Origin of the sequence: Sorangium sp. So ce385, assembly GCF_051474135.1 — a bacterium.
GTDB classification, from domain to species: Bacteria; Myxococcota_A; Polyangia; order Polyangiales; family Polyangiaceae; genus Sorangium; species Sorangium cellulosum_D.
In genome coordinates this window covers 5,394,027-5,414,235 of the sequence record NZ_CP150337.1, presented here as the reverse complement: position 1 = coordinate 5,414,235, position 20,209 = coordinate 5,394,027, and the positions used below count along the sequence as shown (strand labels likewise).

The window sequence follows — 20,209 nt, the reverse complement described above, 5'->3', positions numbered from 1 at the left end:
CTCCAATACGGTCCTATCGGCCATCGTCCATTCCTCTCTTCACCGCTCGTCCGCCGCGTTGCACGGGTCGTCGGGCGTTAAGGTTTCTCGAGATGAGGCCCGTCCACGCGCGCCTCATGAGCAGCGGGTCGCTCCCGCTCGATCGATCGTTTGCGCAGCTGGCCGGCGCGCTGCCGGAACGCCTCGGCCTCCTCTTTGCGCAGCGCCGCGTCCTCCTGGCGGACGAACGCGACGAGCTCGGCGACCGAAGCCCGGGGCCGCTCGACCACCGCGGAGAGGAGCCGCAGGAAGACCCGCGGCAATCGCGCGACCGCCGCCGCGTCGAACTGGCTCCGGCGAAACTCGAAATAGCCGCGCAGGCCGCCCTCCTCCGTGGGCCACAGCAGGATGGAGAGATCGAACGGGACGATCGGCGGGTAGAGCGGGATCAGGTCGGCGCGCAGGCCCGGCACGAGGACCGCGGTCTTCGGCGCGTTCTGCAGGGCGAGCCAGACGCGGAACAGCGGGTTCTGGGCGACGTCGCGCTCGCGCCGAATCTCGTTCACCACGAGGTCGAACGGGACGTCCTGCCGGGCGAACGCGTCGAGCGCGGTCTGCCGGCTGCGCGCGAGGAGCTCGGCGAACGTCGGAGCGCCGGAGACGTCGACGCGGAGCACGACCGGGTTCACGAGCAGGCCGACGAGGCCCTCCAGCTCGGGCCGCCGCCGGTTCGCGAGCGGCGTGCCGACGGGGATGTCGGTGTCGCCCGTGAACGCATGGAGCAGCACGTCGAGCGCCGCGAGCAGCAACATGAAGAGCGTCGCGCCCTCGGCGCGCGCGAGCTCCTCGAGCGCCCGCGCGAGCGCCGGCGCGACGCCCACCTCCTCGCTCACGCCCGCGCCGTCCTCCGGGCCCTGCGCCTTGCGCCCGTCGTTCGGGAGGCCCAGCGCGAGCGGGAGGCCGCGCAGCCGCTCGCGCCAGAAGTCGAGCTGCGCCTGCTCCACGGGCGCCTCCTGCTGCCAGGCGGCGTAATCGCCGTACTGCAAGGCCGGCTCGGGCAGCGCGGCGCCGGCGTAGAGCGCGAGGAGCTCCCGCACCAGCACGCCCATCGACCAGTCGTCCGAGACGATGTGGTGGAGGGTCATCACGAGCACGTGCTCGCGGGCGTCGACCCGGAAGAGCGCGGCGCGCAGGAGCTGCCCGGTCGAGAGGTCGAACGGCCGCCACGCCTCGGCCGCGATCGCGCCCTCCAGCGATCGCGACCCGCCCCGCAGGTCGATCACGACGAGCGGCGCGGCCGGCGCGGGGCGCACGACCTGGACCGGCTCGCCGTCGACCGACACGAGCGCGGACCGCAGCGACTCGTGGCGCGCGAGCAGGCCGGCGACGGCGCGCTCGAGCGCTGGCACGTCGAGCGCGCCGGTGAGGCGCACGGCCGCCGGCACGTTGAACATCGCGGTGCCCGGCGTGAGCTGCTCGAGGAACCACATGCGCCGCTGGGCGTGCGAGAGCGGCGCGCGATCGAGGCGGCGCCGCGGGATCGGCGCCGCCTCGGCGCGCGGCGCCCCGGCGGGCCCCGCGGCGGGTGAAGGCGGCGCGGCGCCCTCCGCCGGGGCGGCCGGCCGCGCGGCGAGCGCCTCGACCGCGGGCGCGAGCGCCGCGATCGTGGGCCGGTCGAACAGGAGCTGCAGCGGGACCTCGACGCGGAGCGCGCGCTGCACGCGGGCGACGACCTGCGTCGCGAGGAGCGAGTGCCCGCCGAGGTCGAAGAAGTTGTCGAGCACGGAGACCTCGCCGGCGCTCAGCACCTCGCGCCAGATGCCGGCGAGCAGCGCCTCGGTGGGCGTGCGCGGCGGGACGCGCGGGGCCGCCGGGTCGCCCGCCGCCGGGTCCGGGGGCGGCAGGGCGGCGCGGTTCACCTTGCCGTTCTGCGAGAGCGGCAGCGCCTCGAGGGCGACCACCGCCGACGGGAGCATGGCGCTCGGGAGGCGGCCCCGGAGCGAATCGCGCAGGTCCGGCGGGAGCGGCGCGCCCGGCGCCGGCACCACGTACGCGACGAGCCGCGGGTGCCCCGGGGCGTCCTCGCGCAGCATCACCACCGCCTGCTGCACGGCCGGCAGGGCCTCGAGCGCGGCCTCGATCTCGCCGAGCTCGATCCGGTGGCCGCGCAGCTTGATCTGGTGGTCGGTGCGCCCCTGGAACTCGAGCGTCCCGCCCGGGAGCCAGCGCGCGAGGTCGCCGGTCCTGTAGAGCCGCTCGCCCGGCACGCGCGCGAACGGGTGCGGCACGAACCGGAGCGCCGTCTGCTCGGGGCTGTTGCCGTAGCCGCGCGCGAGCGGGACGCCGCCGATGTACAGCTCGCCGGTCACGCCGAGGCCCACGCGCCGCATCCCGGCGTCGAGCAGGACGATCTCGCCGTTCGCCACCGGCTCCCCCATCGAGACGACCGAGCCGGCCTCGCCCCGCGGCAGCGAGCACCCGGTCACCGCGATCGACGCTTCGCTCGGGCCGTACATGTTGATCAGGTCGGCGTGGGCCGCCGCCGCGAAGAAGCGCCGCGTCAGCTCGGCGGGGACGGCCTCGCCGCCGACGAGGACGCGGCGGAGGGTCGCCGGGAAGGCGCCCGGCGCGTCCGCGAGGAACGCCGAGAGCATCGACGAGACGAAGTACGCGATCGTCACCCCGTGCCGCTCGATGGTGCGGCGGAGGTACGCCGGGTCGCGGTGGCCGCCGGGGCGCGCCACGACGATCCGCGCGCCGGCGAGGAGCGGCCAGAAGACCTCCCAGACCGAGACGTCGAAGCCGGACGGCGCCTTGAGGAGCATGCGGTCGCCCTCGCCGAGCGGCCACCGCTCCTGCACCCAGCCCATCTGGTTCACGATCGCGCGGTGCGACGTGAGCGACGCCTTCGGCCGGCCCGTCGAGCCCGACGTGTAGATCACGTACGCGACGTTGTCCGGGAGCGCGCGCGCGGCGCCGAGCGACGCGCCGCTCGCGCGCGCGATCGCGGCGGCGTCGCCGTCGACGCAGACGACGGCGCACCCGCCGGTCGGGAGCTCGTCGGCGGTGGCCTCGTCCGTGACCAGGATGCGCGCGCGCATCTCGCGGAGCATGTGCTCGACGCGCGCCGGAGGGAGATCCGGGTCGATCGCGAGGTAGCCCGCCCCCGCCTTGACCACGCCGAGCACCGCGATCACGAGCTCGATCGAGCGCTGCAGGCAGACGCCCACGAGGGTCTCGCGGCCCACGCCCATCGACGCGAGGTGACGGGCGAGCTGGTTCGATCGGCGCTCGAGCTCGGCGTAGCTGATCGAGGCGTCGTCGTGCTCGACCGCGACGGCATCGGGGGTGCGCGCGGCCTGTCGGGACACGAGCTCGTCGAGCGTCACCGGCTCGCGCTCGCGCGCGGGCCCGCGGCCCAGCGCGTCGATCCGGGAGAGCTCGCGCGGGCCGAGGTACGCGCATTGGTCGACCGGCTCCGCGGCGACCGGCTCGGCGGGGCGCGCCGTCAGCTCGGCGAGCAGCGTCGCGAAGCGCTCGCCGAGGCGCGCCGCGTCCTCGTCGCCGGCGACGGACGCGTCGACCTCTAGCTCGAACGCGACGCCCTCGGGCGTCTCGGAGCAGACGAGCTGCGCGGCGAACGGCTCGGTCGTCACGCGGCGCGACGCGAGCGCGAGCCGGAGCCCCGCCGCGTCGCGCGGCGGCGCCGCCCTCCGGAACGAGAAGCCGAAGGCCCCGAGCGGGAGCGCTTCGGGCACGTAGTCCTGCAGGGCGCGGGCCTCGCGCTCGGCGCGGGCGACCCGCGCCGCGAGGCCGGCGAGCGGCTCGCCGCGCGACGGCGCGATCCGGAGCGGGACGTACCGCTCGTACGGCCCGCACGCGGCCCCGAGCTCCGGGTGCGTGCGCCCGTCGAACAGGGTCGCCACGGTCACGCCGGCGGGGTCCTCGCCGCTCGACCGCCACAGGACCGCCGCCCAGGCGGCGAGGCACACGACCGGCAGCGGGACGGAAGAGGCCTCCGCGGCCGCGCGCAGCCGCCGCTGGACGGCCGGATCGACGGCGATCGCGGCGCGGCGCGGCCGGAAGCCCGGCCGGGCGTCCGCCGGCGGCGCGAAGAGGAGCGCCGCCGCGGGCGCGTCCGGGAGGCGCTCGCGCGCCCAGAGCGCCTGCGCCTCGGCCGCGTGGCGGGACTCCAGGAGGCCGTCCTGCCAGTCGGCCACGTCGGCGTACTGCCGCACCGCGGCCGACGCGTCCTCGTCGGCGAGCGGGGCGCCGCGCCCGAGGGCCACGGCGAGCTCGGCGACGATGTTCTCGAGCGAGGCGCCGTCGACGCAGAGCGCGGGGGCGCTCAGCACGAGGTCGTGGCGCTCGGGGGACCGCCGGACGAGGGCGGCGCGGAGGGGCGGGTCGCCGAGCGGCTCGACCGCGGCGCGGGCCAGCGCGGCGCTCGCGCCGCCGGGGTCCGGCTCGACGCGGAGGTCGACGCGCGGCGCGCCGACGATCTGGACCCCGGGCGCGCCGTCGGGCAGCTCGAACGTCGTCCGCAGGATCTCGTGCCGCGCGACGACCTCGCGCAGCGCGGCCGCGATCCGCCGCTCGTCGCACGGCCCGTCGATGGTCACGTGCGCGACGGCCCGGTACGGCGACGGCCCCGCGGCGCCGCGCGACCGCGCCGCGAGCCGCCGCTGCTGCGGCGAGAGCGCGAACCCGCCTGTCTCGAGGGTCTCTGTCATGGCTCCTCTCGGCCGAGGGCCTGCCCCTCGGCGCCCTGGGTGGACGGCCTCACGGCGCGGCGCCGGGCGCTGCCGAGCCGCGCGAGCTCCTCGCCGCGGGCGCGCTCGAGCTCGCGGGCCCTGCGCTCCTCGACGCCGGCCTCGATGTGCTCCCGGAGCTCGGCGAGCGTCGCCTCCGGGCGCGAGGTCGCGCGCTCGAGCGCCCGCGCGTAGTCCTCGAGGAAGTCGCGCACGGTCTCCTGCCGGTAGAACTCCGTGCTGTACTCGACGCCGAAGACGAAGCCGGACGGCCCCTCGGCGACCGTGAGCACGAAGTCGAACGGCGCCGCCTCGGCCTCGACCTCGAGCGCCTCGAGCACGACCCCGTCGAGCTCGATGCTGGGCACGCGCACGTTGCGCATCACGAACTTGGCGTCGAAGAGCGGCGCCTGGCCGGCGACGCGCCGCGGCCGCAGCGCCTCGACGAGCCGGTCGAAGGGCAGATCCTGGTGCTCGAACGCCTCGAGGGTCACGTCCCTGACCCGGCGCACGAGCTCGGTGAACGCGGGGTTTCCGCTGAAATCGGCGCGGATGACGAGCTGGTTGACGAAGAAGCCGATCATCCCCTCCGTCTCGAGCCGGTTCCGGTTCGCGACGTCGGTCCCGACGACCATGTCCTCGATCCCGGTGCGCTGGTGGAGCAGCGCCTTGTAACAGGCGAGGAAGATCATGAACGGCGAGACCCCCTCGCGCCGCGCGAGGCCCCGCGCCCCGTCGGCCAGCGCCGCGGGCGCCGGGAGGCTCTGGCGCGCGCCGCGCCAGGTGCGCGCGCCCTCGGGGGCGTGGTCGGCCGGGACGCGCACGCGCGGCAGATCGCCGGCGAGCTTCCTCCGCCAGTAGCCGAGCTCCGCCTCGAGCCCCTCGCCCGCGAGCCACGCGCCCTGCGCGGCCGCGAAGTCGACGTACTGGACCGGGAGCTCCGGCAGCGGCGAAGCCAGCCCCCGCGTGAACGCGCGGTAGAGCGCGCCGAACTCGGCGACGAAGACGCCGACCGACCAGACGTCGAACACGATGTGGTGCACGACCAGCACCACGATGTGCTCGCGCTCGGCGCGCCGGATCACGTGCGCGCGGAGGAGCGGGCCCGAGGCCAGGTCGAAGACCTCGAGCGCCTCCGCGGCGATGGCGCGCCGGGTCTCGGCCTCGAGGTCCGCGCCCGAGAGGTGCGCGAGGTCGGACACCCGCCACGGCACCGACGGCGCGGGCGCGACGACCGGCACCGGGCGGCCCTCGACCGCGGCGAAGGTGGTGCGCAGCGCCTCGTGGCGGCGGCAGATCTCCTCGAGGCTCCGCCGCAGCGCCGCGAGATCGAGCCGGCCGTCCGCGCGGACCGCGAACGAGACGTTGTACGCCGGGCTGCCCGGCTCGAGCTGGTCGAGGAACCAGAGGCGCTGCTGCGCCGACGAGACCGGCAGCCGCCCGCGGCGCGGGACGGGGACGATCGGGGGCAGCGCGCTACGGGCGGCCCCGGCGCCCTGCCGCCGCTCGATCTCCGCGGCGAACGCCTCGATCGTCGGCCCCTCGAAGAGCGCGCGGACGGGCACGTCGACGCCGAGCCGCGCGCGCACGCGGGAGACGAGCTGCGTCGCCATCAGCGAGTCGCCGTGGAGCGCGAAGAAATCGTCGGTGACGCCGATGTCCTCGACGCCGAGGATCTCCGTCCAGACGCGCGCGAGCAGCCGCTCCATGTCGGTGCGGGGCGCGACGCGACCGGCGCGCCCCTCGGCCCGCGCGCCGCGCCCCGCCGCGCCCTCCGCGGGCGCGGCGGCCGGCGCGCCCGCGCCGCCCTCGCGGCGCGCGCCGTCGACGGAGACGGCCGCCTCCGGGCCCGGCCGGGGCGCGCGCGCGAGCGAGACCCAGTGGCGCGTCCTCTCGAACGGGTACGACGGGAGCGGCACGCGGCGCCGGCCCTCGCCCTCGTGCAGGCGCTGCCAGGCGACCGGACAGCCGGCCTCCCACAGGCGGCCGAGCGCCTCGAGCGCCTGGCGCTGCTCGCTCGAGCCGGCCTCGCGCTCGCTCCGCAGCCCCTCGATCCCCAGCGCCGACGGCAGGGTGCGCCGCGCGAGCGCCGTGAGCGAGCGGCCTGGGCCGACCTCCAGGAAGACCGCGTGCCCCTCGGCGCGGAGCGCCTCGAGCCCCTGCGCGAAGCGGACCGGCGCGCGCAGGTGCCGGGCCCAGTAGTCCGGATCGACGGCCTGCTCGTCCGTGATGGGCGCGCCGGTGACGTTGGAGAGGAACGGCACGCGCGGCGGCCGGAGCGCGGCGCGGCGGACGCGCGCGCGGAACGGCTCGACCGCGCCGTCGAGCAGCGCCGAGTGGAACGCGTGCGACGTCTCGAGCCGGCGCGCGAACGTCCCCTGCGCCTCGAGCGCCGCCTTCACCCGGTCGATCGCGCCGGACGGCCCCGAGAGCGCGACGAGCCCCGGCGCGTTCCACGCGGCGATCTCGACCCCGTCGCGGAGGAAGGCCTCGAGCCGCTCGGCCGGCGCGCCCACCGCGAGCATCGACCCCGGGGGCATCGCCTGGGTCAGCCGCCCGCGCTCGATCACGATCGCCACCGCGTCCTCGAGCGTCACCACGCCCGCGAGGCACGCCGCGACCCACTCGCCGAGGCTGTGCCCGAGCATCGCCGCGGGCTCGACGCCCCACGACATCCAGAGCCGCGCGAGCGCGTATTCGACCGCGAAGAGGACCGGCTGCACGCGCTCGGTCGCCGTGAGGCGCGCGCCGTCGCCGTCGCCCGCCTCGAAGGCGACGCGCGCGAGATCCATCCCGGCCACGTCGCCGGCGACCTGCGCGCACGCGTCGAAGGCCCGCCGGAACTCGGGCTCGGCCGCGTACAGCCCGGCGCCCGCGCCGAGGCGCTGCGCGCTCTGCCCGGGGAACAGGAACACGGCCCCCCGCCCCGCCGCGGCCGGCGCGCCCTTCCGCGGGGCGCGGAGGGCCTCGCGGGCCTCGTCGAGCGAGGCCGCGACGACCGCGCGCCGATGCGCGTGCTCGCGGCGGCCGACCTGCAGGGTGAACGCCGCGTCGCCGAGGTCGAGCGAGGGGCGGGCGTCGAGGTGGGCGGCGAGCGCGCCGCACGCGGCGTCGAGGGCGCGGTCGCTGCGGGCCGACACCGTGAGCACGCACGCGGGCCGGCGCCACGGCGCCGCGGCCGGGGCGGCCGGCGGCTCTTCCAGCACGACGTGGGCGTTCGTGCCGCCGATGCCGAACGAGCTCACGCCCGCGCGCCGCGCCGGCTTGCCCGCGGGCCAGGGCCCGGCCGACGTGGGCACGAAGAACGGGGTCGACCCGAAATCGATGTGCGGGTTCGGCGCCTCGAAGTGGACGCACGGGGGGACGACCCCCTCGCGGACGACGTGGATCGCCTTGATCAGCCCGGCCACGCCGGCCGCGGCGTCGAGGTGGCCGATGTTGGCCTTGAGCGCCCCGAGCGCGCAGGAGCCGACGGCGTCGGTGCGCCGCCGGAACGCGGTCGTCAGCGCCTGGATCTCGACCGGATCGCCGAGCAGCGTGCCGGTGCCGTGCGCCTCGACGTAGCCGATCGAGCCCGGATCGACCCCCGCGACGCGGTGCGCCTCGGTGATGACGGCGGCCTGCCCGGAGACGCCCGGCGCGCTGAAGCTCGCCTTCCTGCCGTCGTTGTTGACGGCCGAGCCGCGGATGACGGCGTGGATGCAGTCGCCGCCTTCGAGCGCGTCGGCGAGGCGCTTGAGCACGACGAGGCCGACGCCGCTGCCGGCGACCGTGCCCGCCGCGCGCGCGTCGAACGGCCGGCAGCGGCCGTCGGGCGACATGATGCCCCCGGGCACGTGGACGTGGCCGCCCTTCTGCGGCACCGCGACCGAGACCCCGCCGGCCAGGGCCACGTCGGTCTCGAAGCCGAGCAGGCTCTGGCACGCGGCGTGGACCGCGACGAGCGACGTCGAGCAGGCGCTCTGCACGAGCACGCTCGGCCCGCGGAGGTCGAGCTTGTACGAGACGCGCGTGGTCAGGTAGTCCTTGTCGTTCGCCAGCGTGAGGGCGCGCAGCCCGACGGCCGCGACCAGATCGGGGCGCGAGACGACCTGGAGCAGGTACGCGCCCGGGCCGCACCCGCCGAAGACGCCGATCGCCCCCGCGGTGCGCGCCGGGTCGCAGCCGGCGTGCTCGAGCGCGCTCACCGCGCACTCGAGGAAGAGCCGGTGCTGGGGGTCGATGAGCTGCGCCTCGCGCGGCGGGATCTCGAAGTACGCCGCGTCGAAGTCCTCGATTCCATTCAGCAATCCGCCCGCACAAACGACGGGGGCGACGGGGGCGGCGCCCGGCGCCTCCGGCAGGGCGGCGTGCGCCTCGCGCTCGTGCTCCGGGAAGAACGTGATCGACTCGACCCCGTTCACCACGTTGGCCCAGAGCGCGTCGACGTCGTCCGCGCCGGGGAAGCGCCCCGCCATGCCGATGACGGCGACGGCGCCGCCCAGGTCCTCGTGCTCGTCTCCGGGTGCCATCGCGCTCATCCGTTCGACCGCTCCCCGCGCGCGGCCTGCCGGCGGCGCGCCGCGTCCCGGCGCGCGTCCGCGCGCTGCTCGGCCGCGTCGGTCGACCCGCGCGCCGGATCGCTCGCGTCGACGCGCGCGGCGAGCGCCTCGATCGTCGGCGACTGGAACAGGTCCGCCACCGCGACCGGGGCGCGCAGCCGCTCCTTGAGCAGCCGCTGCGCGCGCACCGCGAGCAGCGACGTCAGCCCGATCTCGAAGAGGTTCTCGTTGACGCCGATCTGCTCGACCTGGAGCACCTCCTTGAGCGCCCCGACGATCGCGCGCTCCGCCTCCGTGCGCGGCGGGATCCGCGGCGCCTCGCCCTGGCCGCCGCGCGGATCGATCGCGGCGAGCGCCGCGCGGTCGACCTTGCCGTTCGCGCTCAGCGGGAAGGCGTCCACCGGGACGCACGCGCTCGGGACCATGTACTCGGGGAGCGTGCGCCGCGCGGACGCGAGGAGCGCCTGCGGATCCAGGCCGCCGGCGCCGATCACGTACGCGACGAGGCGCCGGTCGCCCGAGGGGTCCTGCTTGACGGCGACCACGGCCTCCTTCACGTCCGGGTGCCGGAGCAGCACCGCCTCGATCTCGCCGAGCTCGACGCGGTAGCCCCGCACCTTCACCTGGAAGTCGACCCGCCCGAGCAGCTCGACCGTGCCGTCGCGGAAGTACCGGGCGAGATCGCCGGTGCGGTAGAGCCGCTCGCCGGTCGCCGGGTGCGTGACGAAGCGCGCGGCGGTCCGGGCCTCGTCGCGGAAGTAGCCGAGCGCGACGCCGACGCCGCCGATGTAGAGCTCCCCCGGGACGCCGATCGGACACGGCTCGAGCGCCCGGTCGAGGACGTAGACGCGCTGGTTGGCCATGGGGCGGCCGTACGGGACGCTGCGCCAGCGCGGATCGACGCGGTCGATCGGGTGCAGGATCGACCAGATCGACGCCTCGGTGGCGCCGCCGAGGCTGACGAGCCGCGCGGACGGGGCCGCGGCCCGGATCCGCTCGGGGAGCTTCAGGTCGATCCAGTCGCCGCTCAGCAGGACCAGGCGGAGCGACGCGAGATCGGGCGGCGCCATCGTGCCGGTGGGGGCGGCGTCCAGGACGAGCTGGAGCAGCGCGGGCACCGAGTTCCACACGGTCACGCCCTCGGCCCGCACCAGCGCGGCCCACGCGTCGGGCTGCGGCCCCGGGCCCGGCGGCGGCAGCACGACGGCGCCGCCCGCCGCGAGCGTGCCGAAGACGTCGTAGACCGACAGATCGAAGCTCAGGGACGAGAGCGCGAGCACGCGGTCGTCGCGCCCGACGCCGAACCGGCGGTTCACGTCGAGGATCGTGTTCACCGCGCCGCGGTGGTCGATCATCACCCCCTTCGGCTGCCCGGTGGAGCCGGAGGTGTAGATCACGTACGCGAGGTCGCCCGGCGCGGGCGCGGCGCTGCCGGGAGCGTCGTCGAGCTCGCCCAGCGCGTCCACGAGGGCGCGCTCGACCCCGGCGGGCCAGTCGATCCGCGCGTCGACGTGCGACTGCGTGAGCGCGAGGCCCACCTCGCCGTGCGCGAGCAGGTGGGCGAGGCGCTCGCGCGGCAGCGCGGGATCGATCGGGAGGTACGCCGCCCCGGCGTGCAGCACGCCGAGCGCCGCGGCGACCTGCTCCCAGCCCTTCTCCGTGACGATTGCCACGAGCTGGCCGCGCCCCTGCCCGGCCCTCCGGACGCGCGCCGAGACGGCGAGCGCGCGCCGGCGCAGCTCCGCGTACGTCAGCCGCCGGACGCCCGCGACGACCGCAACCGCGTCCGGCTGCTCGCTCGCCCGCGCGAAGAACGGCTCGTGCAGGCAGAGGTGGTCCTCGTACGGCTCCTCGGTCGCGTTCCACGTCACGAGCGCGCGCCGGCGCTCCTCGGGGGTGAGCAGGAGCGCCGCGACCCTCGCCTCCGGCGCGCGGACCGCCCGCTCCGCGATCTGCACGAGCGACTCGAGGAGCTCGTCGGCCGTCTGCGGATCGAACAGGTCGGTGCTGTACTGCAGCGCGACGACCTCCTCGCCGCCGCGCGCCTCCACGGAGAAGCGCAGGTCGAAGCGCGTCGTCTCCGCCCCGAGGTCGAGGACCTCGACCTCGAGGTCGCCGATCGCCATCGCGGGCATCGGCGCGCTCTGGACGACGAACATCACCTGGAAGAGCGGCGACCGGCTCATGTCGCGCCTCGGCTGCAGCGCCTCGACGACCTTCTCGAACGGCGCGTCCTGGTGCTCGAACGCCTCGAGCGCCGTCGCCCGGGCGCGCCGGAGCAGCTCGGCGAAGCTCGGGTCGCCGGCGAGATCCACGCGCAGGACCAGCGTGTTCACGAACATGCCGACGAGCCCCTCGAGCTCGGGGCGCGGGCGGTTCGCGACCGCGGTGCCGATCGCGAGGTCGTCCTGGCCGGTGGCGCGCCGGAGCGCCACGGCGAGCACCGCGAGCCACGCCATGAACCGCGTGACCTCCGCGCGCTGGCAGAGCGCGTCGAGCTCGCCGAGCAGGCGTTTGGGGAGCACCGCCGTCCGCTCCGCGCCGGCGAACGTCTGGACGGCGCCGCGCGGCCGATCCGTCGGCAGCTCGACCGTCGGCAGGTCGCAGAGGCGCCGCGCCCACCACGAGACGAGCCCCTCGAGGCGCGCGCCCGAGAGCGCCTGCCGCTGCCAGCGGGCGAAGTCGACGTACTGCGCCGCGAGCGGCGGGAGCGCCGGAGCGCCCCCGCGACGACAGCTCTCGTACAAGGCGCCCAGATCCCGGAGGAGGGGCGCGAACGACCACCCGTCGATCGCGATGTGGTGCACGCCGAGCACGAGGGCGTGCTCCTCCGGCCCGAGCCGCACGAGGCGGGCCCGGAGCAGCGGCCCGGCGGCGAGGTCGAAGGGCGTCGTGAGCTCCGCGCGGGCGGCGAGCCGCACCGCGCGCTCGCGCTCGCCCTCGGGCTGGTCGGACACGTCCACGAAGCGCACCGGGACGCCCCGGCGCTCGCCGATGCGCTGCGCCGGGTCCGGGCTCGCCGCGAACGTGGCGCGGAGCGCGGCGTGGCGGCCGACCAGCGCCTCGAGCGCCCGCGAGAGGGCCTCCCGGTCGAGCGGGCCGCGGAGCCGCGCCGCCGGGGCCAGGTTGTAGGCCGTCAGGCCGGGGAGGAGCTGGTCGAGGATCCACAGGCGCTCCTGCTCGTAGGAGAGCGGGTGATCCGCCGCGTCGGGCGCGCGCGGGATCGGCCCCGGGCCCGCGCCGCCTTCGCCTCCGCCGCGCGCGCCGAGGGCCATCGCCGGCCGGGCGGCGGCCTCGAGCCGGCGCGACAGCGCGCGGACCGTCGGCGCCTCGAAGAGCGCGCTGAGCTCGACGCGGAGCCCGAGCCGGGCCTCCAGGCGCCCGATCACCTGCATCGCGGCGAGCGAGTCGCCGCCCAGCTCGAAGAAGCTGTCGGTCGCCCCCAGCCGCGGGGCCCCGAGCACCTCGCGCCAGATCGCGGCGACCTCCCGCTCCAGGTCGGTCGACGGCGGCGACGGCGGCTCGATCGCGCGCCCCTCCGGCGCGCCGGCGTCCAGCGACCCGCGCGCGAGCTCCTCGAGGTCGCCGGCCAGGAACGCCGCGCGGCAGGCGCCGCGCTGGATCTTGCCGCTCGAGGTCTTCGGGATCGTCCCCCGCGCGATCAGCACCACCGCGTGCGCCGCCACGTCGTGCTGGAGCTGCACCTCGCGGCGCACCGCCGCGACGACCTCCGCGAGGTCGGGCGACCCGCGCGGGTCGACCTCCTGGACGAGGACGAGCCGCTCCTCGCCCTCGGCCTCGACGCCGAAGGCGGCGCAGCAGCCCCGGCGCAGCGCCGGGTGGCTCGCCTCGGCCGTGCGCTCGAGGTCGTCGGGGTACAGGTTCCGGCCGCGGACGAGGATCAGGTCCTTGAGCCGCCCCGTCACGAAGAGCGCCCCGTCGCGCAGGTAGCCGAGGTCGCCCGTGCGCAGGTACGGCCCCTCGTCGGGCGCGCCTTCGCGCCGCGCGCCGAACGCCTCGGCGGTCGCCTCGGCGCGCCCCCAGTAGCCGCGCGAGACGCTCGGCCCGCGCACCCAGATCTCGCCGACCTCGCCGTCCTCTCGATCCCGCGTCGAGGCCGGATCGACGATCCGCACCTCGCCGCCCGCGTCGACGGCGCGGCCGCACGCGACGAGCGTCTGCGCCGCGCGCCCCGCCTCCGGCGGCGCCGCGCGCCCGCCGGCGAGCGCCTCCCGATCGACCGTGGCCAGCGCGGGCCCGGCGCCGCGCTCGCCGCCCGTCACGATCAGCGTGCCCTCGGCCAGCCCGTAGCACGGGTAGAAGGCCTCGCGCCGGAACCCGCACGGCGCGAACGTCGCGGCGAAGCGCTCGAGCGTCTCGTGCCGCACCGGCTCCGCGCCGGTGAACGCCACGTCCCACGTCGAGAGGTCCAGCGCGGCCACGTCGGCCGCGGTCGCCTTGCGCGCGCACAGGTCGTACGCGAAGTTCGGCCCGCCGCTCACCGTGGCGCCGAAGCGCGCGATCGCGCGCAGCCACCGCATCGGGCGCTCGAGGAACGCGAGCGGGGACATCAGCGCGACCGGGAACGCCGCGTAGAGCGGCTCGAGCACGCCGCCGATCAGCCCCATGTCGTGGAACGGCGGCAGCCAGATCACCCCGCGCGACGCGCGGCCGGTCCGGAACCCGCGCGCGATCGCGCCGAGGTTCGCGAGCAGGTTGCCGTGCGTGAGCATCACCCCCTTGGGCGACCCGGTCGAGCCCGAGGTGTACTGGAGGAGCGCGAGCGCCCCGCGCGAGATCGCGGGCGGACGCCAGGACTCCTCGACGCCGGGCGCGAGCGCGTCGGTGCTGACCCACCGCCCCGCGCGCAGCGCCGGGGCCTGCTCGGCCAGCGCGTCGCCCATCGCCGCGATCGCCTCGGTGGTGAGCACGACGCGGGCGCCGGCGTCGGCGGCGATCGCCTCGAGGCGAGGCAGCGTCCGGCCGAGGCGCGCCGGATCCGGCGGGTACGCCGGCACGGCCACCACGCCGGCGTAGAGACAGCCGAGGAACGCGGCGACGTAATCGAGCCCGGGCGCGTACAGGAGCACCGCGCGCTCGCCCACGGCCGCGATCGCCTGGAGCGCGGCGCCGACGGCGCGCGCCCGTCGATCGATCTCCGCGAACGTGACATCGAGCCGCTCGGACTCGCCGTCTACAAGGAAGCTGTACGCGAGCTCGTCACCGAAGCGGGCCGCGCGGCCACGGCCCAGCTCGACGAGCGTCTCGAATGCAGCACCGGAGTCCATAGAATCACTCATGAGTCCGTCGGATTCTTGCGGTTTCATTGCGCTGACCGACCCGTCCGTAGGAGCCCACGACTCCGGCGCTCCGCTGCCGACTCCCCCACCCTCTCGCGGCGCACCATAATCGCATACGAGAGACATCACCAGCGCCGATCGTCGATGAACATGACGGAATTGCCGAGTGCGCCGTCTCCGGAGAGAGCCCCGTTCAGCTCGACTGGAGATATCGAGTCACGCCGCGATCCCCGCGCGACGGCATCGACTCAAGCAGGCCCACGGCCGCGTTCGCCCCCAATGAGACATCGACAGATAGCAACAGGACCCCACCATCCAACATCGACCAGGGGCCACCGACTATCATCATCTCGTGGGCGCGTCCCGGGATCGTTACATTACTTAACAAGATAAACCGATCCGAGCGTTGACACGATTGCTCGCGCTGATAGCGTGCGCGGCATGCTGGGAGCGGACGGCGCGATTGAGGTGGGCAAGCTGCCCCGCGAACATCGTGATTCAACGGCGGCGCCGGTCCGATCGGCGCCCTGGCGAGCCGCGGTGCCCGGCGGCGAATGGGAGGTCTGGCGGACCGTCTGCCTCCGGAGCGCCGGATTCCCGGTCGACCTCTTGCGCGCGCTCGTCGCCCCCGGCAGCGCCGCCGCCGCGGATCGCTTCGGCGAGGCCGATCGCGCCGCGGAGCGGTCCCGGCAGGCCGCGATCGCGGCGCTCGACGCGCTCGTCCGCGTCGACCCGCGCGCCGGGGTCGACGCGCTCGCCGGGGACGAGGCCGCGCGCGCGCGGCTCAAGGCGGAGCGCCGGCGGCTCGCCAAGGGCGGCGCGCCTCGAGACAAGGCCGGCGTCCCCGCGGCCGACGCCGCGCTCGACGAGCTCGCGGGCGCGCTCCGGCGGCGCGACGACGCCGGCGCCGAGCTGCGCGAGGTGTTCGACGACGAGGCGCGGATCGTGAGCGAGCGCCTCCGCGGGATCTGCCGCGACCGCGCCTTCCGCGAGGCGCTGGTCTGGCAGAACCGGCAGGTCCTCCGCACGGCCGTGGACCCGCTGCTCGCGGCCCCCGAGGGCGCGGCCGACGCGCGGACGCGCTCCAAGGAGCGCCTCGTCGCGAGCTACCTCGAGCGGTACTGCGCCAAGAACGACTCGATCGGCTTCTTCGGCCCCTTCGGCTGGGCCAGGATCGACGGCGGGCCGGTCGCCGCGCGCGTCGCCCCGGGCCGCGGGCTGCTCTCGAACCGCACGGTGTCCCTGGAGCACTGGGTCCTCGACGGGCTCGCCGCGGCCATCGCCGCGCGGCCCGGCGTCGCGCCGTGGCTCGCGCCGCGCTGGCTGCCGTTCTACCAGCTCGACGGCCGCGAGCTCATCCTGCCGATCGGCCACCGCGCCGAGCTCCCGCCGGCGCGCGCGCGCCTGCTCGCCGCCTGCGACGGCGTCCGGCCCGCGCGCGCCATCGCCGCGGAGCTGCTCGCCGACGCCTCGCTCGGGTTCTCGAGCGAGGCCGAGGTCTACGACCTCCTGCGCGACATGGTCGGCATGCGCGTCCTCGCCTGGGACCTCGAGCTGCCGTACGCCCTCCGCGACCCCGAGGCGCACCTGCGCGCGGCGCTCGCCCGGATCGAGCCCGAGGACCTCCGCGCCCCCGCGCTCGCCGCCGTCGACGAGCTCTTCGCGGCGCGCGCGGCGGTCGCGGCCGCGGCGGGCGACCCCGAGGCGCTCGACGGCGCGCTCGACGCCCTGGAGCGCACGATCACGCGCCTCACGGCCGGGCCCGCGACGCGGGCGCCGGGCGTCGTCTACGCCGGCCGCACGCCCATCTACGAGGACTGCCGCCGCGACGTCGAGGTCACGTTCGGCGCGCCGTTCCTCGAGCGGTTCGGCCCGGCGCTCTCGCTCGTCCTGTCGAGCATGCGCTGGTTCATGCGCGAGACCACCGAGGCGTACATCGGCTATGTGCGCGGGGTCGTCGACGAGCTGGTCGGCGGCGCCCCCGACGCGCGGCTCGACATGACCGTCCTCCAGCGCACGCTGCTCGATCGCATGAAGCCGGGCGTCTTCACCCCGCCGGTCCAGCGCCACGTCGACGCCGTGCGCGAGCGCTGGAAGGAGCTCGTCGGCGCCGCGCCGGACGCCCGCCGGGTCGAGCTCGACAGCGCCTCGCTGCGCGCGCGCTTCGAGGCGGCTTTCCCGAGCCACCCCGCGGATCGCACGGTCGCGCCGTTCCACGTGAGCCCCGACGTCCTCGTCGCCGCCGCGAGCCCCGAGGCGTTCGCCGCCGGGGATTTCCTGGCCGTCCTCGGCGAGGTCCACCTCGGCCCCACGCTGAACGCGTTCTGCACGCTGTCCCAGCACCCCTCGCCCGGGGAGATCACCGCCGCGCTGGTCGGCGATCACCCGTGGCCCGCGCTCTACGTCACCGGCCACAAGCAGGAGCTGCTCAACGGCCCGACCGGCCAGCGCGTCTTCGGGGCGCCCGAGGCGCGGCGGCCCATCGATTACGTGCTCGATTTCTCGACGTCCCCGCAGTCGATCGACCCGGAGCACCACCTCCGGATCGCCGACCTCGAGGTCGTGGTCGAGGGCGATCGCTTCCGCGCCCAGACCCGCGACGGCCGGCTCGTCTTCCACGCGCGCCAGTTCATGTGGCTGATCATCAGCCTCGAGGCGACCCGCGGCTTCTCCCTCTTCGCGCCGGCCCGCCACGTCCCCCGCGTGACCATCGACGGCCTCGTCATCGCGCGCGAGCGCTGGATGTTCGCCCCCGCGGAGATCGACGCCGCGGAGCTCGCCACGCCGGTCGATCGCTTCGTCGGCGTGCGCCGGTGGGCCGCCGAGCACGGCCTGCCGCGCTTCGTCTTCGTGAAGTCGGCGGCGGAGTCCAAGCCGACGTTCCTCGATCTCGACAGCCCGCTCTCGGTCGAGGTCTTCGCGAGCCTCGTGCGCGTCGCCCGCGAGGACGCCGCCGCGCGCGACAATCCCGGCGGCATCGCCGTCACCGAGATGCTCCCGCGGCCCGACCAGTGCTGGCTCGTCGACGCGGACGGGCGCCGCTACACGAGCGAGCTGCGCATGGTCACGTGCTTCGGCCCGGACACCCGGGTGGGCCTCTAGCGCCGGTCCCCGGCTCGGGCCGGCTGAACACGAGGGTTCCGCCGGCCCTCGGTCACAGGCTCACCTCGGCGACGCCGCGTGCAGCACCGGAGTCGCCGTTCCCCCGATTCGAGGGTGCGCTCGATCGTCGGCACGACGTCGAGCTCCGCCCCCTCATCGCGCCGCGCGGTGCGCCCGAGCAGCGTCGCCGCGTCCTCTGCGGCGCCACGGCGGCGTCAGGACAGCCGCTCCGCCCGCGCTCAGGCGACCTCCGCCGGAGCGCGCAGGCGCTCCCATGCCTGATCGATATAAGCGAGGCACTCCATGACGGATCCCTGCTTGCCGGCCTCCCGCCACCCGCGCGGGATCGCGCGCTCGACGGGGCAGACGGTGTACTGCTTCTCGTGATCGACGACGACGCGATAGGTCGCCGCGTCCTGTCCCTCTCCCTGGCTCATCTCCACCTCCGCGGGTCGGCCCGATTGCGCTGCGGGGTCGCACCATAACCTCGGCGCTCGCGCCGTCGAGCCGCAATCTCCGAGCGCGGATCGCAGGATCAGGCCGTCTTCGACCGGAGAGGGCGTCACGCCGGGATCGACGCGCATGTCATGGCATCGTCGCTCGGAGGTTGGCAAGACGCGGCCCACTCGCTGTCTCGTGTCCACGTTGGAGAAGAGCCCGTGGGAATCGCCGGTCCTATAGAAGCGGGTGGTGGCCATGGGCGGGCTGGCGGCGCGCTCACGACGCCGGCGCGCCCGACGGGCGTGACAGCCGCGGACGCGAGGCGGCCGCGCACTCGCCATGACCTCGTGGTTCGATGTGGTGTGCTTTGCGCACATCGCGCGGCTCGCCGCGGGGCGCCTGGCCGAGGGGGTCGACGGCCCGCGGCGGAGGTGATAGCCATGCTTTTTGTCATGCCTGAAGCCTCTCGAAGCGACGACCTCGACCGCTTCTTCGAGCTCTCTGTCGACCTGGTGGGGATCGCCGGATTCGACGGATACTTCAAGCGCATCGGCGGGGCGTGGGAGCAGACGCTCGGCTTCTCGCGCGAAGAGCTCCTGGCCAGGCCCTTCCTCGATTTCGTTCATCCCGAAGATCGCGAGCGCACCGTGTCCGCGTCGGCGAAGCTGTTGTCCGGCGACGGCCCCGGGACGTTCGTGAACCGATATCGATGCCGTGACGGCTCGTATCTGTGGATCGAGTGGAACTCGGCAATCTACCCGGACGCTGAGCTCGTCTATTTCGTGGCGCGCAACATCACCGAGCGCCGGCGCGCCGAGGAGGCGCTGCTCGCGGCCGAGTCGCGGTTCCGAGCGGCGATCGACGGGAGCCTCGACGGGTTCTGCGTGCTGCGTCGCACGGTCGGCGAGCCGGGGGAGACCGTTGATTTCGTGTTCACCGACGCCAACCTGCTGGTGAGCCAGGTGACGTCGAAGCCGCGCGAGGAGATCATCGGCCGGCGGGTCGCCGATGTCTTTCCCACGGTTCGCGATTTCGGGCTCCTCGAGAAATACGAGCACGTCTTTCGGACGCGCGAGCGGCTGCTCGCGGAGACGGAGACCGCGCTGCCCGGGGGCAAGAGCCTATGGCTGCAATACCAGATCGTCCCGCTCGACGACGGCGTGGCGGTGACGGTCAAGGACATCACGGCGTCCAAGCAGCTGGAAGCGGAGCTCCGGGAGGCTCTCCAGCGCCGGGAGAGCGACGCCGAGGCGCTCCAGCGGAAGAACCGCCAGCTTGCCGAGGAGAACGCCGAGCGCCAGCGCGCCGAGGCGCTGCTGCGGCAGCAGCAGGAGACGATGCTCGCGATGTCCACGCCGATCATCCAGGCGTGGGAGGGCGTGCTCGTGCTGCCGGTCATCGGCACCGTGGAGACGGCGCGGGCGGCGCAGATCATGGAGCGGCTGCTCCCCGAGATCGTCCGGACACAGGCGCGCTTCGCGATCCTCGACCTGACCGGCGTCAGCGCGGTGGACGCCGCGACCGTGTCGCACCTGCTCGCCGTGGTGCGCGCGGCGAGCCTCCTCGGCAGCCAGTGCCTCGTCTCCGGGATCTCGCCGGCGATCGCGCGGACCATGACCGAGATCGGCAGCGCGGACGGGGCGTTTCTGACCTTCGGGCTGCTCCAGAGCGCTCTCCGTTACGCGCTCTCCCGCTGCAGCGCCTAGGCCGCGCGCAGGCTGTGGAGTGAAGGCCGCCTCAACGTCGATGCTTGGATGAGTTGACGCTCCCTGACGGCCGGGGCATCAGCGGGCGCCGTCCTGCGCCGCACGCGCAACGACAGGTCCTCTTGGAGGAACATGCGTCTCCCGTCGATCCTCTCGCCGAGCTCCCTCTTCATCGCGATGACCGCCGCGCTCTCTGCCTGTGGAGGGACCGCGGTGCCCGCCGACGCGCCCGCCGACGCGTCGTCCGCCGATGTGTGCCCGGTGGTCGACGCCGGTCCGCCGCCGGTCTGCCCGGAAGGCTGTGTGTGGAACGGCACGGAGTGCAGGAAACATCAGGGCATCGTCATGCCCGACCGGCGCGACCCCGGCGGCTCGCCCTGACATCGCCG

Annotated in this window: 7 protein-coding genes; 3 read left to right on the top strand and 4 right to left on the bottom strand. The window is 75.5% G+C overall.

Going from position 1 to position 20,209, the window contains the following annotated elements; genetic code table 11:
• Nucleotides 1-77 precede the first annotated feature (77 nt).
• Genes WME83_RS19660 through WME83_RS19650 form a run of 3 tightly spaced genes read right to left on the bottom strand, consistent with a single transcriptional unit; the run spans nucleotide 78 to nucleotide 14,571 of the window.
• A complete protein-coding gene (locus WME83_RS19660) occupies nucleotides 78-4,712 on the bottom strand; it encodes an amino acid adenylation domain-containing protein (protein WP_437320817.1) in 4,635 nt (1,544 codons plus the stop codon).
• Nucleotides 4,709-9,241 carry a type I polyketide synthase gene (locus WME83_RS19655; RefSeq protein ID WP_437320816.1) on the bottom strand — a complete coding sequence of 1,511 codons (4,533 nt, stop codon included), beginning with the start codon at nucleotides 9,239-9,241 and terminating at the stop codon, nucleotides 4,709-4,711. Before WME83_RS19655 ends, WME83_RS19660 begins: the two co-directional genes overlap by 4 nt.
• A gap of 5 nt (nucleotides 9,242-9,246) precedes the next feature.
• The gene (locus WME83_RS19650) at nucleotides 9,247-14,571 is read right to left on the bottom strand and encodes an amino acid adenylation domain-containing protein (RefSeq protein ID WP_437320815.1); all 5,325 of its coding nucleotides are present in this window, start codon (nucleotides 14,569-14,571) and stop codon (nucleotides 9,247-9,249) included.
• A gap of 540 nt (nucleotides 14,572-15,111) precedes the next feature.
• On the opposite strand from WME83_RS19650, the gene WME83_RS19645 reads away from it, so the two are divergent.
• Nucleotides 15,112-17,673, top strand: a complete 2,562-nt coding sequence (locus WME83_RS19645) for a lantibiotic dehydratase (RefSeq protein ID WP_437320814.1) — start codon at nucleotides 15,112-15,114, stop codon at nucleotides 17,671-17,673.
• 239 nt (nucleotides 17,674-17,912) lie between these two features.
• Here WME83_RS19645 and WME83_RS19640 read toward each other — a convergent pair whose 3' ends face one another.
• Nucleotides 17,913-18,257 (bottom strand): MbtH family protein, encoded by a 345-nt coding sequence (locus WME83_RS19640; RefSeq protein WP_437320813.1) that lies wholly within the window; start codon nucleotides 18,255-18,257, stop codon nucleotides 17,913-17,915.
• Nucleotides 18,258-18,566: 309 nt separating this feature from the next.
• On the opposite strand from WME83_RS19640, the gene WME83_RS19635 reads away from it, so the two are divergent.
• Nucleotides 18,567-19,820, top strand: coding sequence for a PAS domain S-box protein (locus WME83_RS19635; RefSeq protein ID WP_437320812.1), 1,254 nt, complete (start codon nucleotides 18,567-18,569; stop codon nucleotides 19,818-19,820).
• A gap of 132 nt (nucleotides 19,821-19,952) precedes the next feature.
• Complete coding sequence (locus WME83_RS19630; protein WP_437320811.1) at nucleotides 19,953-20,201, top strand: hypothetical protein; 249 nt, start codon at nucleotides 19,953-19,955, stop codon at nucleotides 20,199-20,201.
• Nucleotides 20,202-20,209 lie beyond the last annotated feature (8 nt).

Bases quoted from the DNA above. Each gene is read 5' to 3' on its own strand.
- WME83_RS19630 (WP_437320811.1), top strand. From the start codon at position 19,953: ATGCGTCTCCCGTCGATCCTCTCGCCGAGCTCCCTCTTCATCGCGATG.
- WME83_RS19660 (WP_437320817.1), bottom strand. From the start codon at position 4,712: ATGACAGAGACCCTCGAGACAGGCGGGTTCGCGCTCTCGCCGCAGCAG.
- WME83_RS19650 (WP_437320815.1), bottom strand. From the start codon at position 14,571: ATGAGTGATTCTATGGACTCCGGTGCTGCATTCGAGACGCTCGTCGAG.
- WME83_RS19655 (WP_437320816.1), bottom strand. From the start codon at position 9,241: ATGGCACCCGGAGACGAGCACGAGGACCTGGGCGGCGCCGTCGCCGTC.
- WME83_RS19635 (WP_437320812.1), top strand. From the start codon at position 18,567: ATGCCTGAAGCCTCTCGAAGCGACGACCTCGACCGCTTCTTCGAGCTC.
- WME83_RS19640 (WP_437320813.1), bottom strand. From the start codon at position 18,257: ATGCGCGTCGATCCCGGCGTGACGCCCTCTCCGGTCGAAGACGGCCTG.